This window comes from Clostridium beijerinckii (genome assembly GCF_036699995.1).
Lineage (GTDB): Bacteria > Bacillota > Clostridia > Clostridiales > Clostridiaceae > Clostridium > Clostridium helianthi.
Genome location: NZ_CP144906.1, coordinates 4,751,437 through 4,772,731 on the forward strand (window position 1 = coordinate 4,751,437; position 21,295 = coordinate 4,772,731).

At 28.6% G+C, this 21,295-nt stretch carries 15 protein-coding genes; 3 read left to right on the plus strand and 12 right to left on the minus strand.

The genetic code is table 11. The annotated features are described in order from the left end of the window. Window positions 1-26: 26 nt before the first annotated feature. The 3 genes from PZA12_RS21695 to PZA12_RS21705 form a co-directional block, all read right to left on the minus strand. Window positions 27-1,034 carry an ABC transporter substrate-binding protein gene (locus tag PZA12_RS21695; RefSeq protein WP_077841494.1) on the minus strand — a complete coding sequence of 336 codons (1,008 nt, stop codon included), beginning with the start codon at window positions 1,032-1,034 and terminating at the stop codon, window positions 27-29. A 123-nt stretch (window positions 1,035-1,157) separates the two neighbouring features. Further along, entirely contained in the window at window positions 1,158-2,105 is a 948-nt protein-coding gene (locus tag PZA12_RS21700) for a substrate-binding domain-containing protein (RefSeq protein WP_103697952.1), read from the minus strand. Between the two features lies 1 nt (window position 2,106). Then, window positions 2,107-3,309 (minus strand): response regulator transcription factor, encoded by a 1,203-nt coding sequence (locus tag PZA12_RS21705; RefSeq protein ID WP_103697951.1) that lies wholly within the window; start codon window positions 3,307-3,309, stop codon window positions 2,107-2,109. A gap of 337 nt (window positions 3,310-3,646) precedes the next feature. Between PZA12_RS21705 and PZA12_RS21710 the strand changes: the two genes are divergently transcribed. Both PZA12_RS21710 and PZA12_RS21715 read left to right on the plus strand, forming a co-directional pair. Then, on the plus strand, window positions 3,647-4,702 hold the full coding sequence (locus PZA12_RS21710; RefSeq protein WP_103697950.1) for an aldose epimerase family protein: 1,056 nt from the start codon (window positions 3,647-3,649) through the stop codon (window positions 4,700-4,702). 1,172 nt (window positions 4,703-5,874) lie between these two features. Next, the gene (locus tag PZA12_RS21715; protein ID WP_103697949.1) at window positions 5,875-7,578 is read left to right on the plus strand and encodes a methyl-accepting chemotaxis protein; all 1,704 of its coding nucleotides are present in this window, start codon (window positions 5,875-5,877) and stop codon (window positions 7,576-7,578) included. A gap of 166 nt (window positions 7,579-7,744) precedes the next feature. On the opposite strand, the gene PZA12_RS21720 is transcribed toward PZA12_RS21715, so the two are convergent. The 3 genes from PZA12_RS21720 to PZA12_RS21730 form a co-directional block, all read right to left on the minus strand. Then, window positions 7,745-8,611, minus strand: coding sequence for a Cof-type HAD-IIB family hydrolase (locus PZA12_RS21720; protein ID WP_103697948.1), 867 nt, complete (start codon window positions 8,609-8,611; stop codon window positions 7,745-7,747). 463 nt (window positions 8,612-9,074) lie between these two features. Then, window positions 9,075-9,782: a GntR family transcriptional regulator gene (locus PZA12_RS21725; RefSeq protein ID WP_103697947.1), complete on the minus strand. Its 708-nt coding sequence runs from the start codon at window positions 9,780-9,782 to the stop codon at window positions 9,075-9,077. 593 nt (window positions 9,783-10,375) lie between these two features. After that, complete coding sequence (locus PZA12_RS21730) at window positions 10,376-11,338, minus strand: CAP domain-containing protein (RefSeq protein ID WP_103697946.1); 963 nt, start codon at window positions 11,336-11,338, stop codon at window positions 10,376-10,378. Window positions 11,339-11,770: 432 nt separating this feature from the next. Between PZA12_RS21730 and PZA12_RS21735 the strand changes: the two genes are divergently transcribed. Then, entirely contained in the window at window positions 11,771-12,463 is a 693-nt protein-coding gene (locus PZA12_RS21735; protein WP_077841475.1) for a PHP domain-containing protein, read from the plus strand. Between the two features lie 93 nt (window positions 12,464-12,556). Here the strand turns inward: PZA12_RS21735 and PZA12_RS21740 are convergent, their stop codons facing one another. The 6 genes from PZA12_RS21740 to PZA12_RS21765 form a co-directional block, all read right to left on the minus strand. Beyond that, complete coding sequence (locus PZA12_RS21740) at window positions 12,557-12,814, minus strand: hypothetical protein (protein ID WP_103697945.1); 258 nt, start codon at window positions 12,812-12,814, stop codon at window positions 12,557-12,559. Between the two features lie 158 nt (window positions 12,815-12,972). Beyond that, complete coding sequence (locus PZA12_RS21745; RefSeq protein WP_103697944.1) at window positions 12,973-13,569, minus strand: HD-GYP domain-containing protein; 597 nt, start codon at window positions 13,567-13,569, stop codon at window positions 12,973-12,975. A 132-nt stretch (window positions 13,570-13,701) separates the two neighbouring features. Continuing rightward, window positions 13,702-14,322, minus strand: coding sequence for an HD-GYP domain-containing protein (locus PZA12_RS21750; RefSeq protein ID WP_103697943.1), 621 nt, complete (start codon window positions 14,320-14,322; stop codon window positions 13,702-13,704). Between the two features lie 294 nt (window positions 14,323-14,616). Next, complete coding sequence (locus PZA12_RS21755) at window positions 14,617-17,367, minus strand: calcium-translocating P-type ATPase, PMCA-type (protein ID WP_103697942.1); 2,751 nt, start codon at window positions 17,365-17,367, stop codon at window positions 14,617-14,619. 180 nt (window positions 17,368-17,547) lie between these two features. Continuing rightward, window positions 17,548-19,329, minus strand: a complete 1,782-nt coding sequence (gene recQ, locus PZA12_RS21760; protein WP_077837763.1) for a DNA helicase RecQ — start codon at window positions 19,327-19,329, stop codon at window positions 17,548-17,550. Window positions 19,330-19,655: 326 nt separating this feature from the next. Continuing rightward, window positions 19,656-20,684 (minus strand): CdaR family transcriptional regulator, encoded by a 1,029-nt coding sequence (locus tag PZA12_RS21765; RefSeq protein ID WP_103697941.1) that lies wholly within the window; start codon window positions 20,682-20,684, stop codon window positions 19,656-19,658. Window positions 20,685-21,295 lie beyond the last annotated feature (611 nt).

Sequence of the window (21,295 nt, forward strand, 5' to 3'; positions counted from 1 at the left end):
AATTCCAGCTCTTATGCATATTATCATTAATATTTTCTGTTTGGTAATTCTGCTCCAGCATCTTTTTGTAAGAATTGACTTTCTTTTGAGTTTATAGTTCTTTCAACTTCTTTACCATCTAATATGTTTTTAGCAACTTCAAGTAATTGAGGTCCAAGTAGCGGATTACATTCAACAGTTGCATTAGCTTTACCATCAACCATTGCTTGGAATATATCTTTAATACCATCAACTGAAACTATAAATATATCTTTTCCTGGTTTCTTTCCATATTCCTCTATAGCTTGAATAGCTCCCATTGCCATATCATCATTATGAGACCATAGTACATTTATTTTATCACCATCTGATTTTAGAAATGCTTCCATAACTTCTTTACCTTTAGCACGAGTAAAATCTCCAGTTTGTGATTTTATTATCTTATAATTAGGACAATCTTTTATTGCATCATTAAACCCTTGTTGTCTTCCAACCATTGCAGTAGACCCCACTGTTCCTTGAAGCTCTGCTATATTAAGTGTTGCGTCTTTACCGAATTGATCTATTAATATTTGTGCAGCCTTTTTCCCCTCTGCAACCATGTCTGAACCTAAGAAACATTTATAAAGTGAATCATCTGAAACTGTAACTTTTCTATCAACAATTACTACTGGAATTTTTGCATCCTTGGCTTCTTTAAGAACTGTATCCCAGCCAGTTTCAACAACTGGATCTAAAGCAATTAAATCTACCTTTTGTGCAATAAATGATCTTATCGCTTTTATTTGATTTTCTTGTTTTTGTTGTCCATCAGAAAATTTCAAGTCAAAGTTAGAATCTAATGTTGGAATTGATTTTATAGAGTCAGTTTCTGCTGTTCTCCAACCACTTTCTGCACCAACCTGTGCAAATCCAATTATTTTTTTACTAGATGAATTCGCCGCTGATGTCTTTGCCGCATCACCTCCACCAGCTCCAGATCCACCACAGCCTGAAAGCATGCCAATACATAATACAGCACTCGCCATTAATGCCATCATCTTTTTTAACTTCATAATTAATTCCCCCTATATTCATGATTTCGTTTTCATAAATTAATTATATATTTATACTTATAAATTGTATTTGCATTAATCAGCACTTTTGTATACTTTTACGTAATATGGAAGTCTATATATTTAATCACTTAAAGCATCTTTAGTTATTTTATTGCATTTTAGTAATACTTTTTTAGGAATATCATCTTTCTTGTTTAGTATTTTTATTGCATAATCTACAGCTTCTTTTCCTCCAGTCTTGCATGTAAATGTTCCTTGCAATATACCATTTCTAACAAGATCTATACCTCCTTGAGGTCCTTCTAATCCATCAACACCAATTATTTTAATATTTTTTGAATTAGTACTTACCGTAGCGTAATATGCTCCTAGTGCCATATAATCACTGTGAGCAAAAATTATATTGACGTCCTTATCATCTTTCAATATTTCCTCTAATTTATCTTCTGTTTCATTTTTCTGCCAATTTCCTACAATGGTCCTATCTATAGCAATATTTTTAGAATTACTAATTGCTTCTTTAAATCCATTAGTTATTTCTTTATCTGTGCTTGAATCTAATATTCCTTGAACCTCTATAACATTAGCCTTGTTGTTACCAGCTAAATTAGCAATTAACTCTCCTGCCTGCACTCCTATAGATCTTGTATCAGCCCCTATATACAAAGTATAATCATATCCCTCAACAGCTCTATCCAATAATATAACCGGTAAAGATTCATACGCTTTTCTTACAGTTGGTGTTAGTTCTTTGGAGTTATTAATTGAAACAATTAGTAAATCTGCGCCAAAGTTCATCAAATCTTCTATATCCTTTTTCTGCTTTTCAACATCTCCACCTGCATCCTTAAAAATTATTTTTATATTACTATGTTTCTTGGCTTCTTCCTGTATTTCTTTATTCATACTTATTCTCCATGGTTCATATAGGTTTGCCTGAGACATACCAATTATAAATGTATCCTTTTTTTGAGAGTTTGTCCTATATAAATAGATTGCAAAAATTATCAGTCCGCATATACAAACTATAATTATAGATAAATAAATAATTTTTCTTTTATTATTCACTCTATTTTCCCCTCTTATATTCCGTTGGTGAAACTCCAACTACTTTTTTAAAAGCTCTACAAAAATAATGTTGATTACTATAACCGACTAACTCTGCCACATCATAAATTTTAACTGCTGGATCCTCCATGATATACATTGCTTTTTTTATTCTTATTTTAGTAAGGTAATCAATAAAGGATAATCCCGTCTCTTTTTTTAATAATTTACTTAAATATGAGGATGTTACTTCTAATTTATTTGATATATAATTTATACTCAGCTCATTTGAATAATAGTTATCTTCTATATACTTTATTGCCAGTAAAACCATAGAACTGCACTTCTTTTTTTCATTAACGTTATTCATTATTTTCATATATTCATCTTTTATCTTAAATACATCATTGAAAACACTAGCTTGCTCAATCAACACATTACACTTTAAATATTTATATATCTCCTTCTGCATTTCTTTTGCAATAGAAATCCACCATCCCATATCATTTATCTTGCTTACTAATATTATATTTTTCTTATCATCATTAAAAATATACTTTAACTCTAAATCTTTAAATCCATCATTTAAAATATTAGCTATTGCAAACTCTAATAATTCAACACTCCAATTCCTAACACTTACTTCAACATTAAGTTTTTCTACAATCTTTATAACCATAATTCCAATGTTTCTTCCAAACTCGATATCAAAAAAACTCATCTCCTTTAAAACTTGTTCATCACTTAATTTATTGTTAAACCATTCACTAAAAAAAGTTTTTTGTAATACTTCCTTATTTTCAGCTAATTGTCTTTTTACCCACTCTAAGTAATTGTTTTCTTTTCCCTTTTCAATAAGTTTATTGGTTGCTTTAATTATTATCTCCTCTATGTTCTTTTTACTCACAGGCTTTAGAATGTAATCGAAAACATTGTACTGTAATGCTTTTTGAGCGTATGAAAAATCATCATATCCACTTATTATAATAACAATCCCACTATTACCAATCTCTTTTAGCTTTTGTAATAGGTCTAAACCATTTAAGAATGGCATATTTATATCCAATAATATAATATCTGGTCTGTTTTCTTTAATAATTTCTAATGCAATTTCCCCATCTTCCGCTTGCCCTACTATCTCAATACCGAACTCACTCCAATTTAAAATATTCTCAATACCTCTTCTAATTTTAGGCTCGTCATCAGCGATAACTAGTTTCCACATAACTCCTCCACTTATGATATATTGCAATAACAAATTTATATTTAATATTCTAAAGATCTAGGGCTGAATTAATATTAAAATACGAAAACTTAATTGCAATATATATCTTTTATTTTGTTACTATAATAATTTTTATTGTTTTAATACTCCATTAATGTAATTATTAAGCATATATTTATATTATTTTAATATATTTCCAAAATAATTTCTAGAAATAATTGTATGTACAATTTTAATGTAATATAATATACTTGTACATACATGAAACCGATATCTTTAATTATGTAAATGTATACTAAAAAATATGTAGTAACTTATTAAATACGGAGGTGTTATCATGGCAATAGAAAAAAATGTTTTCGGAACAATGCCTGATGGAAAAGATGTTTATATTTATACTTTAACAAACTCTAATGAAATGAAAGTTGAGATTTGTACTTACGGTGGTACAATAGTTTCATCTTTGGTTCCGAATAAGGATGGTAAATTAATTGATGTAATGCTAGGATACGATAATTTAGATGATTATTTAAAAGGAGATAAATTCTTAGGTGCCTTAATAGGACGTTTTGGAAATAGAATTCAATACGGGAAGTTCATCCTTAATGATCAAGAATATACTTTAGCTCAGAATGATGGAGAAAATCATTTACACGGCGGCTTAAAAGGCTTTGATAAAGTAGTATGGGATTCAAAAATAGTTGAAGATTCTCCTAATACATTAGAACTTTCTTATTTTAGCCCAGATGGTGAAGAAGGATATCCTGGTAACCTTAATGTTAAAGTTACTTATGTCCTTACTGAAGATAATGCTCTAGAGATAAATTATAGTGCAACTTCTGATAAAGATACAGTCGTAAATCTTACAAATCATGCTTATTTTAATTTATCTGGTCATTCATCTGGTGACGTTCTTAATCAAAAACTGATGATAAACGCAGATAAGTTTACAATAAACGATAAATATTCAATTCCTACAGGCGAAATAAAAGAAGTAGCTGGAACTCCTATGGATTTTAGAACATTAACTTCTATCGGCAAAAATATAAATAGCGATTATGAACAAATTGATTTTGGAAAAGGATACGATCATAACTGGGTACTAAATACCGATGGATGTGATAGCTCAAAAGCTGCTCAAGCTGTTGATGAAAATTCCGGAATAGTATTGGATGTTTATACAACCACTCCCGGAATTCAATTTTACAGTGGGAACTTCCTTGATGGTTCAGATGTAGGTAAAAATAAATCTGTTTATAATCGTAGAAATGGATTTTGTTTAGAAACTCAATATTTTCCTAACTCTATAAACTGTAGTAAATTTAAATCTCCAATACTTAGAGCTGGAGAAGTATATAAAGATAAAACCATTTATAAATTCTCTACATTATAAATTTTAAATTTCTTATTATTGATATATAGATAACCCAACTAAGACCTGAACTTATGCATATAACTCGCCGAAATGAATAATATACTTTTGTTCCAGTTTCTAGTTGGGATATATTTCATAGTATAAATCTAACTTATAATTGGCTTATCTATATAGATATCCAAATTTAAAACTAGATTTATGTAGTAACTTACCGAAATCATAAATATTTTGTTCCGAAAAGCTATGAAAATATCGCTGAAAGTTCTAAGCAGCAGGTTGTATCCAATTTAGCATGCTCCAACTTTCAGTTTGACAAGCTAAATTAGAACAACCTACAAGCTAAGACACTTTAACAGCTCATTTTCAAATGTTTTCTTCATATTATGACCCTTGTGGTTACAAATATATTTATGATTTCTAGTGAAGATATGAACTTAAAGTTTTAGCAACTTTTTAAATACATTAATCTAATAAGTCGAATTCTTAAAATCTATATATGTTTCAATAATAAACTTACATTTAAAATTCTAATAAGCTAAGTTATCAATTAAAATAATAATCTAGAAATTAAATTGTAACATATATAATTTACTAGTAAAAAAGGGCTTAGCCAACAAACATCCATAGTGGGTAATTATGTTTTATATTTAATTATTAAATAAAAATTCACCTAAAATATAACCACTATGGATTATACAAATAATATAAAGAGCACTAAAAAATAAACACTTTATTTTCCATGATTGTATGCTAATCCAACTTTGTCTTAAATATTGCTTTCTGACCTAAGTCGCCTAATAAATACTATTCTAAATGAAATACGTTACCATACAATCATTGAAATAAATTAAGGAAAATCCCTGTCTACAATGGCGACGCTATCTATTTATAAAGTTGATAGTATAAAAAAACATGCTCAGTCCTAAAATTAAAATTTCTTATTAAAGTATATTAACCTCAAAAGATATTCATCACGCTGAGTATACTCAATACGATAAAGTTGCTTGAATTTATGCATTACTAAATTTATTTTAAAATACAACTTTTAGAATGTTTTTTGTAATCTATGCAAATACATTTCAATATTTATACATATTTTAAAATTAATGCTTATTATAACTTTATACTTAGACTTATTAAATACCTTACGCTTATATTTTTAATGTCATTTTTGTTAAAGGAGAATTTATATGTATAATAAATTAAAAAAAGTTATTAGTAACTATCCTATTAATACAAAATTTAAAATAACTTTTTCAGCAATTTTAGGACTTACTTCTTTTCTTATGGCAGTTGTGATATGCATAATATTGTTTATTTCATCACAAACAAATTCACTATATAATGGACCGTACAAAGTTTCTGAAACTATTTCTAATATTAGAGTAAACTTGCAAACAATAAAAATGGACATGTTTAGATCAATCACAGAAACAGATCCAGGAATAAAGAACTTTTATCTAGAGCAAGCTGATACAGAATCCATAGCTCTTGCAAAAAATATAGAAATTTTAAAAGAAATACATAAGGGAGATCCATCATTATTAAATGAATTTTTATCAAATGTAAAGTATTTAGATGATAAGAGAGAAAAATTAAGTGACTTACTAAAATCAAAAACCAATCAGGCTGTAATGAAAGTCAGCCAAGATGCTTACTCTTCACAAATTAAAGAGTCTGAAGAATGTATACTTAAGCTTTTTAAGTCGTCCCAAGAAGATGCTAATTCTTTTGTTACTAATTCAAATACTTATAGAAATATATCTCTAATTTCTATTACGTTTATTATGATAATATTAATTGTAATATCATTATTATTAATTAGAGTATTGAACGATGTATTACTTGAAGGTATTAATCATATTAAGGATATTGCCAAAAACTTAGCTCGTGGAAATCTTAAAATAAATACTGAATATAATGCAAAAGATGAAATGGGTGAAATGTCTCGCGATTTATCTAATTCCATCGGGATGTTACTTTCTTATATTAATGACATAACAAGCACTTTGGAAAGATTAGCAGATGGAGACTTAAATATACATTTAGATAATTCAATAGAATATATAGGCGATTTTAATCCTATACAAAAGTCAATAAAAAATATTATTGATTCTTTAAATATTATATTTCAGAATATGGATCAATCAATCTCATCAATTTCTAATGGTTCTGAGCAATTATCGTCAACTACCCAAATACTCTCTGAAGGTTCTATTAACCAGGCTGGCGCTGTTGAAGAACTCTTTACTAGTTTTAAGAAAATACTGCAAAAGGTTAATAATACTACTAACAATGCAGATAAAGCTAAAAGTTTTTCCATTAATGTAAAACATATTGTAGAAGAAGGAAACGAAAAGATGCAAATATTGATGGAATCTATGAAAGAAATAACTGTCTGCTCAAAACAAATTGCTGAAATTATAAAAGCAATTGAAGAAATTGCTTCACAAACTAATCTTTTAGCATTAAACGCTGCTATCGAGGCAGCTAGAGCCGGTGAAGCTGGAAAAGGTTTTGCTGTAGTCGCAGACGAAGTCAGAAATCTTGCAGAGCAATCTGCTGAAGCAGTAAACAATACTTCTAAGATTATAAAGAATTCATTACATGTAGTAGCTAATGGAGAAAAGCTGGCTACAGAGACTGCCGCTGCACTAGATATAATAGTAAAAAATGTTGATGATACAACTAATTTAGTGAAAGAAATAGCTGTAGCCTCTGAAGACCAAACTAAAGCTATAACTGAAATGACTAGTAAGGTTGATCAAATTTCTCAAGTAGTCCAAACTAATTCTGCAACAGCAGAAGAACTAGCAGCATCTACAGAAGAACTAGCTTCTCAATCTCAAATAATAAAAACTGAAATATTAAAATATACACTAAAAAATAAATAACAACTTTTGATCTTTTAAATCTCAATATTTATTTGAAGTCAAAGAATTAGAATGTAAAAATTCTTTGACTTCAATATAAAAAGCTATATTATATCTCCGTCATTGTCATAACGCCATGATAAAACTGCTTTATTTAAACGTTAAAGCGCAATCATATAATTTCTTTTTATTTCTGTTCTTCTAAAACTCTATAGATTGCTTTTGCTACCCCTAAATTGTCATTTGTATCAGTTATATATTTTGCTATTTCTTTTATTTCAGGAATAGCATTTCCCATAGCAACTGATTCTTTGAATTCTGTAAACATAGAATAATCGTTAAAACTATCTCCTAGTACCAAAACTTCATCTCTTTCAAATCCCATTTTTTCAGCTACTTTTGCAAGTATAATGCCCTTTTGAGCAGTTATATCTGTAATCTCTATATTATCCCTGAATGAAGATGAAACGGCAATTCCTTTCAATTCTCCAATAACTTTTTTCATTTTATTTATAAGCTCTATATCTTTATGGAAAGCTACAAACTTTCTAATTTCTATACCACTGCTTAAAAATTTATCCAAATCAGAAATGTAATTAAGTTGAACAAAATATGGTTGAACTTTGGCAAGTTCAAAGGCTTCTTCTGGAGTGAGCTCGGGATTAAAGGATAACGTTCTATATGCCATTTCCTTTAAAGCTTCCTCTTTGGTATCTGTAGTATATATTCCTTTGTTTGTAAATATTCTTGCAGATACTTTTTCTCTTTGAAGTATATTTATAATTTTAGTTGCAGTTTCTAGTTCTATATTTATCTCTTCTAGAATATTTCCATCCTCATCTCTATACTCTGCTCCATTCATAAGTACACATTGACATCTTATATTATTTTCCATCAAAAGAGGTTTAACAGTATCATATTCCCTTCCTGTTGAAATTGCAAATATAATTCCTGCCTTCTCAGCGCTCTTAATAGCAGATACGGTCTCTTTATCTATTTTATGTTTTGTATTCAACAGTGTCCCATCCATATCTGATGCAATAAGTTTTATCATTTGGGATCATCTCCTCGCTATTTTATTAAATTTCTCATACCTTAATATTATAACAAAGTTTATTCAATTGTAAAAATAAGCAACATGATTTCACTTTTATCAATATCTACTTAAAAATAGGTTTTATTGATTCCTAACTTTTATTTGGCATCTTTTCTATTTATCAAACTTATAACAAAAAAGCCTACCCTTTATATAATACAAAGTGCAAGCTTTTTTATTCACACAAAATAATTGAAATTATTAACTATATAAATTGCTAATTCATACAAAGAAATATGATATCTATATTAATTTAAGCTTATTTAAATACTTGATTTATTACAATTTTAAATATATGTTTTATATAATAAATCTACTTTTAAAGCCCCATCAAGCCAAGTATTCAATTAAGATAATAATATAGACACTTATTTGCAACATCTATATAAATTTACTAGTAAAACATATAACATTAAATTATTTAGTTAATACTGGTCAAGCTTATCAATTTCATATTTTTATAGTTAAATTTCTCTACAGAAATATCAAATACTATTCCACTACTTAAAAATATAGTATTATTTAAAACTAAAGCTGGGTCATCTTTTTCCAAGTTCAAAAAACTTGCTTCTTCTTCAGTTAATTTTTCAGAAGTTATTATCCTATCCGCAAATCCTATTTTTAATTTTAAATCATTTGTAATGTAATCAAATATAGACTTACTACATATTTCTTCATTCAAATAAGGAATAATATCTTTATTATAGTAAGATTCCTCTATTTCAATTGGATCTCCATTTAAATATCTTACTCTTTTAACATAATATATCTTTGTGCCAATATCACATTTCATTCTATCTGATAATTTTTCATCTGCATTAATTAACGAAAATTCAGCAACCTTACTTTCAAACTTTTCCTTAGAATATTGTTTTGATAAACCATTTATATCTCTTATTTGAGCGCAGCCATTTTTTGCAAACTCCCTTAAAAATATCCCACTGCCTTGTACTCTATAAACATAACCTTTACTCACTAATATTTCTATAGCTTTTCTTATAGTATTTTTACTAACATTAAATTTTTTTATCAGTTCCTCTTCTGTAGGAAGTTTTTTACTCAAACTATATTTATCTTCCAACATTTCTTTTTCTAAAATATTAACAACCATTTCATACTTTGTTTGCATCTCTGTAATTCCTCGCTTTATTTTAAATAAGTATTTTTACTAATATCTTCTTCTAATTCGTAAAACGTTAATCCTAATCTATAAAATTTCTAAAAACAATAAAAACTGTTATATCAAATATTAAACCCAATATTTCCTTTTTCATTTTCACTCGAAATATTGGGTTTAATACTTGATAATTCCCTTTAATGAATATCATTATCACATAAATTCACTTTTCTCTTCTTAATAATTTATTTATATATTACATTTTTTACTTATTAGTATTTAAACTTTATATCTATTGATTCCTCCACCTCGCGGGATAATTTAACTATTCTTATAATTCGTTGGCATGATTTATTATATAATATAAGGCACCCTTTGTAAAGGTTTAAACAACTTGTTTAAAGCGCACAAAATAATAATTCAAATAGTATATAAGTTGAATAATAATCTTATATTAATACTAATTATATACGCTTAGCCGTTAATAATATAGATAAATCTTTAACTCAACTTATATAGAACTGCTAATTATTTTGTATAATCAGCAGTTCCTACTCAACTTATGTACTATGTATATTTATATTAACAATATACTATTCAAAATATTAATTTGAAAAAGTCTGAGTTCCCATATATTTATCATTACCACTAATTACACCTATACCAACCTTAGTGTAAGAAGGATTCATCATATTTGCCTTATGCCCCGGCGAATTCCACCACTGATTGAATAATTCAACTGGTTCATAATTATTGTATGCTATGTTTTCTCCCGTTGTAGTATATTCATAATTAATTGCTTTCAGCCAGCTTGTCCAATTATTGCCCTCTGGAGTAGTATGGTCAAAATAATTGTATTGTATCATATGATTGCTTTTATATCTAGCTATTTGAACCAATTCATTATCTATGACTAATGGGTTTAAACCTGCCTCAGTTCTTTTTTCATTCATTAACTCAAAAATTTTATTTTCTGCCATTGCTTGTATACTTATAGAATAGCTTTTTGGTAATTGAGGAAGTCCATTTATATCAACGGTATCATTATCTGCTGAATTATAGGCACTAGCTTGTCCACTATATCCTGAATTACTAAAAAGTTGGCTTGAGCTATTTGATGATTCTATTAATTTGCCTGATTCATCAAAGTAATAAATCTTCCCCGCAATATTTTGAATACCTGTTTGCATTGCTCCATTACTATTCATATAATACCACTTATTATTATCTTGAATCCAACCTATTTGCATCACTCCACTATTGTTAAAATAATACCAGATTCCATTGATATTATTCCAACCTTCTTGCATTACTCCTGAATTATTTAAGTAATACCAGTTTCCTTTGTCATAAGTCCAATCTGTTTTCATTCTTCCGCTTTCATTAAAATAATACCATTCATTTGAAATATTCTTCCATCCTTTAGCTACCTTGTTTCCTTCTTTATAGCTCCATGTTCTATCATCATTCTGAGTCCATTCCGCAGATGCTTTTAACGGTGATAGTGTAGCAATTGTTGCAGCCACAATAACTGCACTTGTCATTTTTGTAAAAAAAGTTTTCTTCATTAGTTTTCCTCTTTTCTTTTGTTATTCTGTTATCTTACATATCGTTAGTATAACTCCTTATAAAATCGTTTTCAGAACCACATATAAAAGTTTTTCCATATAATTATTCTACCATAAATTCGACATTTTTCAACCCATTTTATTCTAAAATATTTTATAATAGCTAAACAGACTATATAATTGTCTTTTTTCCTTCTGATTTATTGTTAATTTATTATAAAATAGTTATATTCATATATATATTTTATTTGAGTATTTATGTCTTTAAAAATTCAAATGCAAATTTATTGTTGCATTATATATAATAAGAAAATTACGTTAACACATTTTTTTAATTAAGTTAACTTTCATGTAAATATAACAATTAATCATTTTAACACCTGATTAATAAACTCATATATTGAAAATAGATAATATTTTAGGGGAGTTATAATGTATAAAAAAGGTGATTTCCATATCCACTCAACTTTCTCAGATGGAAAGTGTACCCCAAGGGAAATTGTCATTCTTTCTAAAAAAAGAGAAGTGGATATTATTTCTATAACAGATCATAATAGCACATCTGGTTTAGATGAAGCTATCATAGCTGGTGAAGATCTTGGTGTAAGAGTTATTCCTGGCGTTGAACTTTCAACTAAATACAATTCTTCTAGAGTTCATGTTTTAGGTTATTTTAAAGATGATAGCTATAAAAACGAACTTTTAATTGAAATATTAAAAAATGTAAAAAGTCATAAGGTTTCCAATATAAAAAAATTATTAGGAAAGAAACTAGACTTTTGTAATACTAAAGATAAACTTTCCGTAGAAGCCGGCATAAAAATTCTAAAGTTTTTTGGAGCTACAGTAGTTTTAGCACATCCTGTACTTTTGAGAAGATCTGATTTTGAAAAAATCATAGAAATGGACTTTGATGGACTTGAAGCTAAATACTTCAGTAATACAGAAAATGATACTGAATACTTCTTAAAAGTAGCCAATGATAGAGATTTGTTTTATACAGCTGGTTCAGATTTTCATAGTTGCAAAGAATTTTATAGAGTTCACGGGATAATTGGTGACGTTTATTTAAATGAATTTGAGATATATAATTTTTTGGTCAGAGGTAAACTACCCTATTTATAAATACTTTACTACAATTATTCAAAATTAAAAATTAGATATATGTTTAATTGGATTATCAATGAACTACATATATCTAATTTCTTACTCCATAAACTATATTTCTTCTAGCTTTTTTCTTCTTTTATATATTTGGTTAGCTACTAAGCATGCTGTTACAGTAGTTCCCAAAACACATATTGCAGTTGGAGCCACTGCTATAACTCCAGCCAAAAGCAGCCCTTTTCCCGAAACATTAATATCAACACTTCTATCTTTTGACTTAATATTTACATTAATACTTCCTGTTTCTTTATTAGCTTTACTAATCCTGTTAAAAGATCCACTCATTATCTCTTTTTTAAAGTCTAACATTTAATCACCCCTCATATAATTTACAATTTATATTTCTGCTTTATCTATATCATATTAATTTAAATCTATTATATACAAAAAACTTCCAGCTTTAAATAAAATTCTAAACAAAAAAATTGTAACTATACTATAGAAAAAATCTATACATAGTCACAATCCTAATTATAAAGTTCATTAACTATTTTATTCCAATTGTTAAGCATGCATTCAGCTATTTTAGAATCATACATTATTCCTTTATTCTTCTTTATTTCATCTTTGCATAACTCATCACTTATGGATTTTCTATACGGCCTATCACTTTTCATTGCATCTATGGAATCACAAACTGCTAATATTCTTGATGCAAACGGTATTTCTTCTTCCTTTAATCCTTTAGGATATCCTTTTCCATCCCATCTCTCGTGATGATATAAGACTATCCTAGAAATATATTCAAACGTACTCGTTTTACTTAGTATATTATATCCAATATACGGATGATTCTTCATTAATTCCCATTCATCTACTCCCAGACTATCTGGTTTATTTAGAATATTATCAGGTACTCCAATTTTACCAATATCATGCAGATCTCCTGCTATATGTATTAATTCGAGTTCTTCCGTTGTCATTCCCAAAACTTTTCCTAATTTATAAGCCATATCTGCTACTCTAGTCGAATGACCATATGTATAGAAGTCTTTTGCTTCCAAGGTTGCAACCATACTTCTTACAACACCATGATACATATCATCATTATATTGTTCCAATATTTCTCACCACCTTACTAATTTTGCTAGTCTTACTAAATATAATATCATAAAATCTACTGTGTTTGAATATAATTATTTAATTCAATTAAGATAATTAAAAATACTTTTAAAATATTTATAAAAACTTGACGATTAAATTACAATATAGCATTCATTATTAGGATCATATTCTTCTGTAATTTCGCCCCAATTTTCAATGATGCAATTTACTATTTCAGGATCATACATTATACCCTTATTTTTAATTATTTCATTCTTACATTCTTCATCGCTTATTAATTTTCTATAAGGTCTATTACTTTTCATAGCATCAATAGAATCACAAACTGCTATTATTCTAGATCCTAATGGTATCTCTTCCTTACATAATCCATTTGGATATCCTCTTCCATCCCATCTTTCATGATGATGTAGTACTATTTTTGAAATAATATCTAAGCTTTTTACTTTGCTTAATATTTTATACCCTATCTCTGGATGCTTCTTCATAAGCTCCCACTCTTGTATGTCAAGTTTACCTCTCTTATTTAAAACACTGTCAGGAACCCCAATCTTACCTATATCATGCAAATGTCCTGCAATGTGCAAAATCTCTAGCTCCTCATTCTTTATCCCTAAATACATACCAAGCTTATTAGCCATATTTCCAACTCTAGTAGAATGTCCAGCAGTATAAATATCTTTTGCATCTAGCGCTGCAACCATACTTTCTATTATATCGTGGTAAACTTCACTACTAAATAACATACTCATAATCATACCTCCTTAAATCAAATTAAAACGTCCTTTTATTAATTTAAACTTCTAAATTATACTTAATTTATTTAAATCATCTCTCATTGAAAACTATTATCAATTATATTATATCCTATTTTACTTATTAATCAACATTTAACTTTTATCATAATTTTATGCTAAATATGAATATTATCACTACATATCCTATTAAATTCTTACTTTTATCACTGCTATTTTTTAATAACAAAATTGCATAAAAATAAGGGGAGTTAAATTAACTTCCCTTAGCTTTTAAATAACAATATTTAATTATTTTCTAAACATTCTTATGATAAATTTTATAACTTCATTTACTACTATAACCATAAATGCTAACCCTAAAACTTTACTCCACATTATTACCGATAAAGCAACTGAACTAAAGAAAGTAGTAAATACTTGAGTAAATATTATTTGAGCTAATCCAGTTATAAATATTACTTGAATGGCTATCTTATTCTTAAAAAAGTTAGGAAATATGCTTTCTGCCCCAAATTCTCTGCAGTTAAATGCATTAAATAGTGCACTAAATGCAAATAATCCAAATAAAACAGTTTCCATCTCACTTGCAAATCCGCTTTTTTCTGTCGATGCTCCTAAAATATTGTACTTCATCTGTATAAGTAAAATTGATGTAACATATATTGCATTTAGTATTATTGAGGTGATCATACCTTTTGTAATTATACTTGAATTTCTATTTACAGGTTTTCTATTAAAAACATTCCTTCTAATTGGTTCTAAACCTAAAACCAGAGCCGGAGGCCCATCCATTATTATGTTAATCCATAATAATTGAATCGTAGTAAATGGCATTTCAAAATTTAATATTTGTGAAATTATTGCAACTAAAAATGCTATTATGTTTACAGTAATCTGAAATTGTATGAATCTTTGAAAATTTTCATACACGCCTCTTCCCCACTTTATTCCATCAATGATAGTAGTAAAATTATCATCTGTTAATATTATGTCTGCAGCACTTTTAGAAACTTCTGATCCAGAAATCCCCATAGCTATCCCAACGTCTGCCTTTGTTAATGCTGGTGCATCATTTATACCATCCCCAGTTACTCCAACTACTTCTCCATTGCTTTGAAGTGCTTCAACAATTCTCATTTTTGTCTCTGGCTTACTTCTAGCTACAATAGCTATATTTCTAATCTCGCTTCTTAATTCTTTATCATTTAAAGTATCAATATATGTAGCTTCTACTGCTTTTTTTCCACCTTTAAGCATTCCAAGTTCATTTCCTATTGCTATGGCTGTATTTATATTATCCCCAGTCAACATCTTAGTTTCAATTCCAGCTTTTTTAGCTGTTTCTATAGCCTTAGCTACATCTTCTCTTAGGGGATCTCTTATTGCCACAAAGCCACTAAATATTAGTCCGTTGTTTCCATCTAAGAGTTTAGGTTTTAAAATACTTATCTCACTTGTAATCGCAGCCTCTGCTTCTACATCTTCAATAATTCTAAATCCAAATCCTAGAATTCTCATAGATTTAGCCTGTAGTTTCTGTATTTCTTTTATTATTTCATTTTTTCTCTCTTTTGTAAGATCTATAAATTTATTATTTATGACTTCGCTAGTAGCATTTGATAACAGTATTTCAGGAGCTCCCTTTACGAGTACTACATTCATCCCTTTAATCTTCATAACAGTAGCCATGAATTTATTTTCAGAGTTAAATGGTATTTGATGAATTACTTCACTTTCTTTTCTTTCCTGCTTATAATCATATTCCTCTAGATACGAAAGTAGTGCACATTCTGTTGAATTACCTAAGTAATTTAACTTATCTCCCTCAAAACTTATATCAGCTGTTGAGTTTACAAGGCAATTTTTTACAAAATAATCATCTATATCGCTTTTATCATCAAAGAACTTTCCATTTAAATAGAGATTCTCTACAGTCATCCTATTCTCAGTTAGAGTACCTGTTTTATCTGAACAAATAACACTAACAGATCCTATAGTTTCACAAGCTTCCTTTTTTGTTACTAACGCATTAATCTTAGCCATCTTTTGCATTGTTATTGCTAATGTCATATTAATCATAGTTGGCAACCCTTCTGGCACCGCTGCAACTATTAAAGCAATACATACAACAAAAGCAGTTTTAACAGGATCTATAGAATTTAAAAACGATATTACTCCTGATGTATTTATATTTAAATTACCAGATAGAATCATTTTGGTGACCATAAATATAAACAGTAAACCTGCTATAACGCTTGATATTTTAGTAATTGTCTTACCCAAATCTCCCAATTTTCTTTGGAGAGGTGTTTCTTCTTCATCTCTTTGAAGAGTTTGAGCTATTTTACCCATTTCAGTATTATTACCAGTTGAAGTTACAACCATCGTCGCCCTACCGTAAGCAATTAAAGTTCCGCCAAATCCCATATTAATTTGCTTTGCTGGAATTGGATCCTGTATTTCTTTCTTTTCTTTTACTTGTATTTCCTCCATATTAACAATTGCTTGAGCATTTTTTGTAACATCTTCTGATTCACCAGTCAACATATCTTCCCTAACCTTTAAATCTATTGTCTCAATGAACCTTCCGTCTGCTGGTATCATGTCTCCTGTTTCAAGGTATATGATATCTCCTGGAACTAAATCATTTTTTCCTACTTGAGTTACTTTACCGTTTCTCAACACCTTTACAACAATATCTTCTGTCATTTTAGCCAGAGCTTCTGCTGCTTTTTTTGATTTTCCTTCTGTAATTATTCCAATAGTTATTCCAATTGCAACAGCACATACTATTCCAACTGAATCATAATATTCTCCGATGATCGCACTAACTAAAGCTGCTATCAAAAGAATAAGCATCATTGGCTCCAATAGCGCATTTTTTATTTCTTCAAATATATTTCCTTCTTTTTTATGAGTAAATTCATTTTTTCCATACTTCTCAGTTCTCTCTCTTATGGATGAATCATTTAGACCAATCTCTAAATCGACATCTAGTTCTTTTAAAACTGATTCTATATCTTTATTAAAATATTTCATTAATTAAACTCCTCTTATTAACATGTATCTCCTTCAAATATGATTCTAAAATCTTTCAGTATATTTTAACATAAAACATAGTCAATATTAAGTTAACTTATAATATCGACTTAGCTACTAGTTTATATTATTAATTATAACCCATTTTACTAGAACAGTATCAATTTTTAGATACTTTTGTTAATTAGCTTCTTTTTGCGCAAACATTCTTATTATATTTAATAACTCTCCCCCATAAGCTTCAATTTTTTTTGTTCCAACTCCTCTGATCTCCAACAATTCATCTAATGTTCTAGGTCTGCTATTAGATATTGCAATCAAGCTTGTATCTGAGAATATTATATAAGGCTTTATTTTATCCTTATATGCCCTATCTTTTCTCCAAGATTTTAAAGCTTCAAATAGCTCTTTATTTATTATAGGCTCTCTACTATCTAATATCTTAAATACAACTGATTCCTTACTCTTCAAAACCCTAATTGATCTGGAATTAAGTTTTAACATTGAATATGTGCCTTCTTTCAAATCAACGTATCCATCATCTAGTAATCTTTTTATCAACTCTTTTATAAATGTACTTCCATACTCCTTCATTATTCCGTATGTTGTAACTTTATCTAGATTATTTTGTATTATTTTAGGTCCCTTAAAACCTTTCAAAATATCCACAAGAACTGATATTCCATACTGTTCTTTTGTTCTAAAAACTGTTGACAAAATCATCTGACTCTCCTTCGTAAAATCTTTTAACTCGTCATCATTTAAACAGTTGCTGCATTTATTACAGTAATTCAGCTTCCGGTCATTTCCAAAATAATTCAATATATATTTTCTGTAGCATTCCTTTAAATTACAGTAATCAATCATAAATTGGAACTTTCTAAGCTGAATTTCTCTTCTATTCATGGAAGAACTTTTGTTTATAATATATTCCACTCTACTTATATCTTCTTCACAATAAAATAAGTAACACTCGCAGTTCTCTCCATCTCTTCCTCCTCTTCCTATCTCTTGATAATACGATTCTAAGTTTTGAGGAAAAGTAAAATGTACTATGAATCTAATATTTGACTTATCTATTCCCATTCCAAATGCATTTGTTGCAATAATTACATCCAAATTCTCATATAAAAACTCTTCTTGAAATCTTTCTTTCTCTTCATCTTTGAGTCCACCATGGTATTTACCAACATTAAATCCTAGGTCCTTTAAATAATAATATAAATTATCTACTTCGTTTCTTGACGCGCAGTATACAATACCAGATTCACCTTCATTTTTTCTAATTATATCCTTAACAGTTTCAATCTTATCTACTTCCTTAAGTATATTAAGGCTAAGATTTTCCCTATTAATATCGCCTTTATATATATAAGGTTTCTCTAATCCCAATAATTTAATTGAGTCTTCCCTAACTTCACTCGTTGCTGTTGCAGTAAACGCCGATATTATAGGTTTAGTTTTAAGGCTTTTGTAAAAATCTGATATTCCTAAATAACTCTGTCTAAAATCATGCCCCCACTGAGATACGCAATGAGCTTCATCTATAGCAATTTGACATATATGAAGATCTTTAATCAATTCTCTAAATATTTTGGATTCTAGCCTTTCTGGTGATATATATATTATCTTGTATTCCCCCATTGATGCTTCAATTAATATATTTCTTATAGTGTCCATATTCTGAGTACTATTTATATATGCTGCTTTAATCCCAGCCCCAACTAGATTGTCCACTTGGTCCTTCATAAGCGATATTAAAGGGGATATAACTATAGTTACACCTTGCATAATTATAGCTGGAATCTGGTAACAAATAGATTTTCCTGCCCCTGTAGGCATAAGACAAAAAGTATCTACACCACTTAAAATACTATTTATAATCTCGAATTGACCTCTTCTTAGAGTGTCAAATCCGTAGTATTTTTTTAAAGCATAAAATATCTTTTGTTTAGTATCCATCTTTGCTTCCCTTTCTCTTATATATAATAAATTCTACTTATAAATTTCTTTTTTAGCATATGAAATAAAATAACAACTCTAAAATACCATGACTACGTTTCATCAAGCAAGGAACTAGATTTGACTCGTAGTAAGCATATTAAACTAATATGCTGATGAGAAGAGAACTCAAATATGTGACTTGGTGTAAATCTCTTACTCAGCAAGTGTGTGCAAGTCGAGCTCCCCATGTCTGAAAACAGACTTGGAAAATGAATTTGTTATTTTTTTGATTATACCTTAATACTAGTATATACCACATAATTAAAATCTTAAACATAAAATGATTATCTCCAAATTAACCCACATAATAACTCAAATAATTCTAATAAATTCTTTGGATTTTTTCCTGTTAATTTTTTTATTTTTTCTAGTCTATAATTTAAAGTATTTCTATGTATATTTAGCCTATTAGCTACATTACCAATATCACCATTTTCTTCAATATATGCCTGCACAGTTTGAATAAGTTCTAACTTATTCCCTGCCTTATCAAGATTTGACATCATTGATACCAAAGGTAGCTTATTATCATGCGATAACTTTATAAAAAATCTCAGTTCGTCATAGCTATAAAGTAAACTTGACGGCTTTATCTTTACACCAAATTCCATTGCCAATTCTGCACTTTCTAATGAAATAGCTGCAACATCTTCCATTGCTCCAATGCCTATTCTCTTTACGTCTTTATTGGTCTTCAAGTTCTCTAGTAATCCATTATATAAGTCTTTAGATGTAACAAAAAATGCTATTCTATTATCAACCTCGCTATAATTTGAATACTTCTGATATAATATTTTAAAACTTCTAGAGTTTATATTTCCATCTACAAGAATAACTCTGAATTTTTTCGTAAGGTCTATTCCATAACTTTTAGCTCTTTGATGGAAACTTTCATCATATTTTGTCTTTCTATGAGCTAGCTCATTATAAAATTTCTGCATACTCAATCTTTTGTTCTGAATTTCCTCGTCTGCTTTAGATTGTTCTATTAACAAAACTGCTGTTACGCGAACAAGTTTACTAAATCTTCTTACCTCATCAGGATGCCCAGTTATCCCGATCACACCTATTACTTTATCATTGATAATAATCGGTTCATTAACTCCAGGTTTCATCCTGTCATATTCTTCATACACTTCATTTATTTGTTGATTATCTATAGCTTTCCGAGCACCTTCATGCAAATTCCCAATCCTCTTAATATCTCCACTGCCTATGATCATTCCACTTTCATCCATAACATTTATGTTATAAGGAATTACATTCATCATTTCTAAAACAATTTTTTGTGCTATGGTTTTAGATAACGTCATATCAACCATCCCTTTCTAATCTATAATTATATTATAAGAATTCAAAGCTATAATTAGTATAGTATCTATTGCAAAATATAAATCTAATTCTTAATTTTTTTTATCTACAAAGATAACCCAACTATAATCTACACTTATGCGTATAGATCACCGAAATGAATAATATACTTATGTTCCAGTTTCTAGGTAATTCTGATGGGTGATTCTAAGGCTATAAAGTTGCACCCAAAGTGCTAGCCTCAAAGAACAAGCGCTCACAGAGAAAGTTCGAAGAACGAAATATAAAATGCCCACAGGGAAAGTTCTGCTTACCAAATGTAAAATTTGGAGCATCACTTTTCTATTCTCACTTTTTGAACTAGCACATTTGGAACAACTTATAGCCAAAGAATCACATCCATCAAAATTACCAATGAAACATTCCACAAAAATATATTACTCATTCCTAGTTGGAAGATACTCATGGTTTAAGCATAGTTTATGATTGTGTTATCTATATACAATACCTATTATTATACTTTTTAACACTAAAACAAAGCTAACTATATAATAATTAGATCATAAAGCCAAAGTAATATCTACATTATCATCATATATAAATTAAAAGTGCG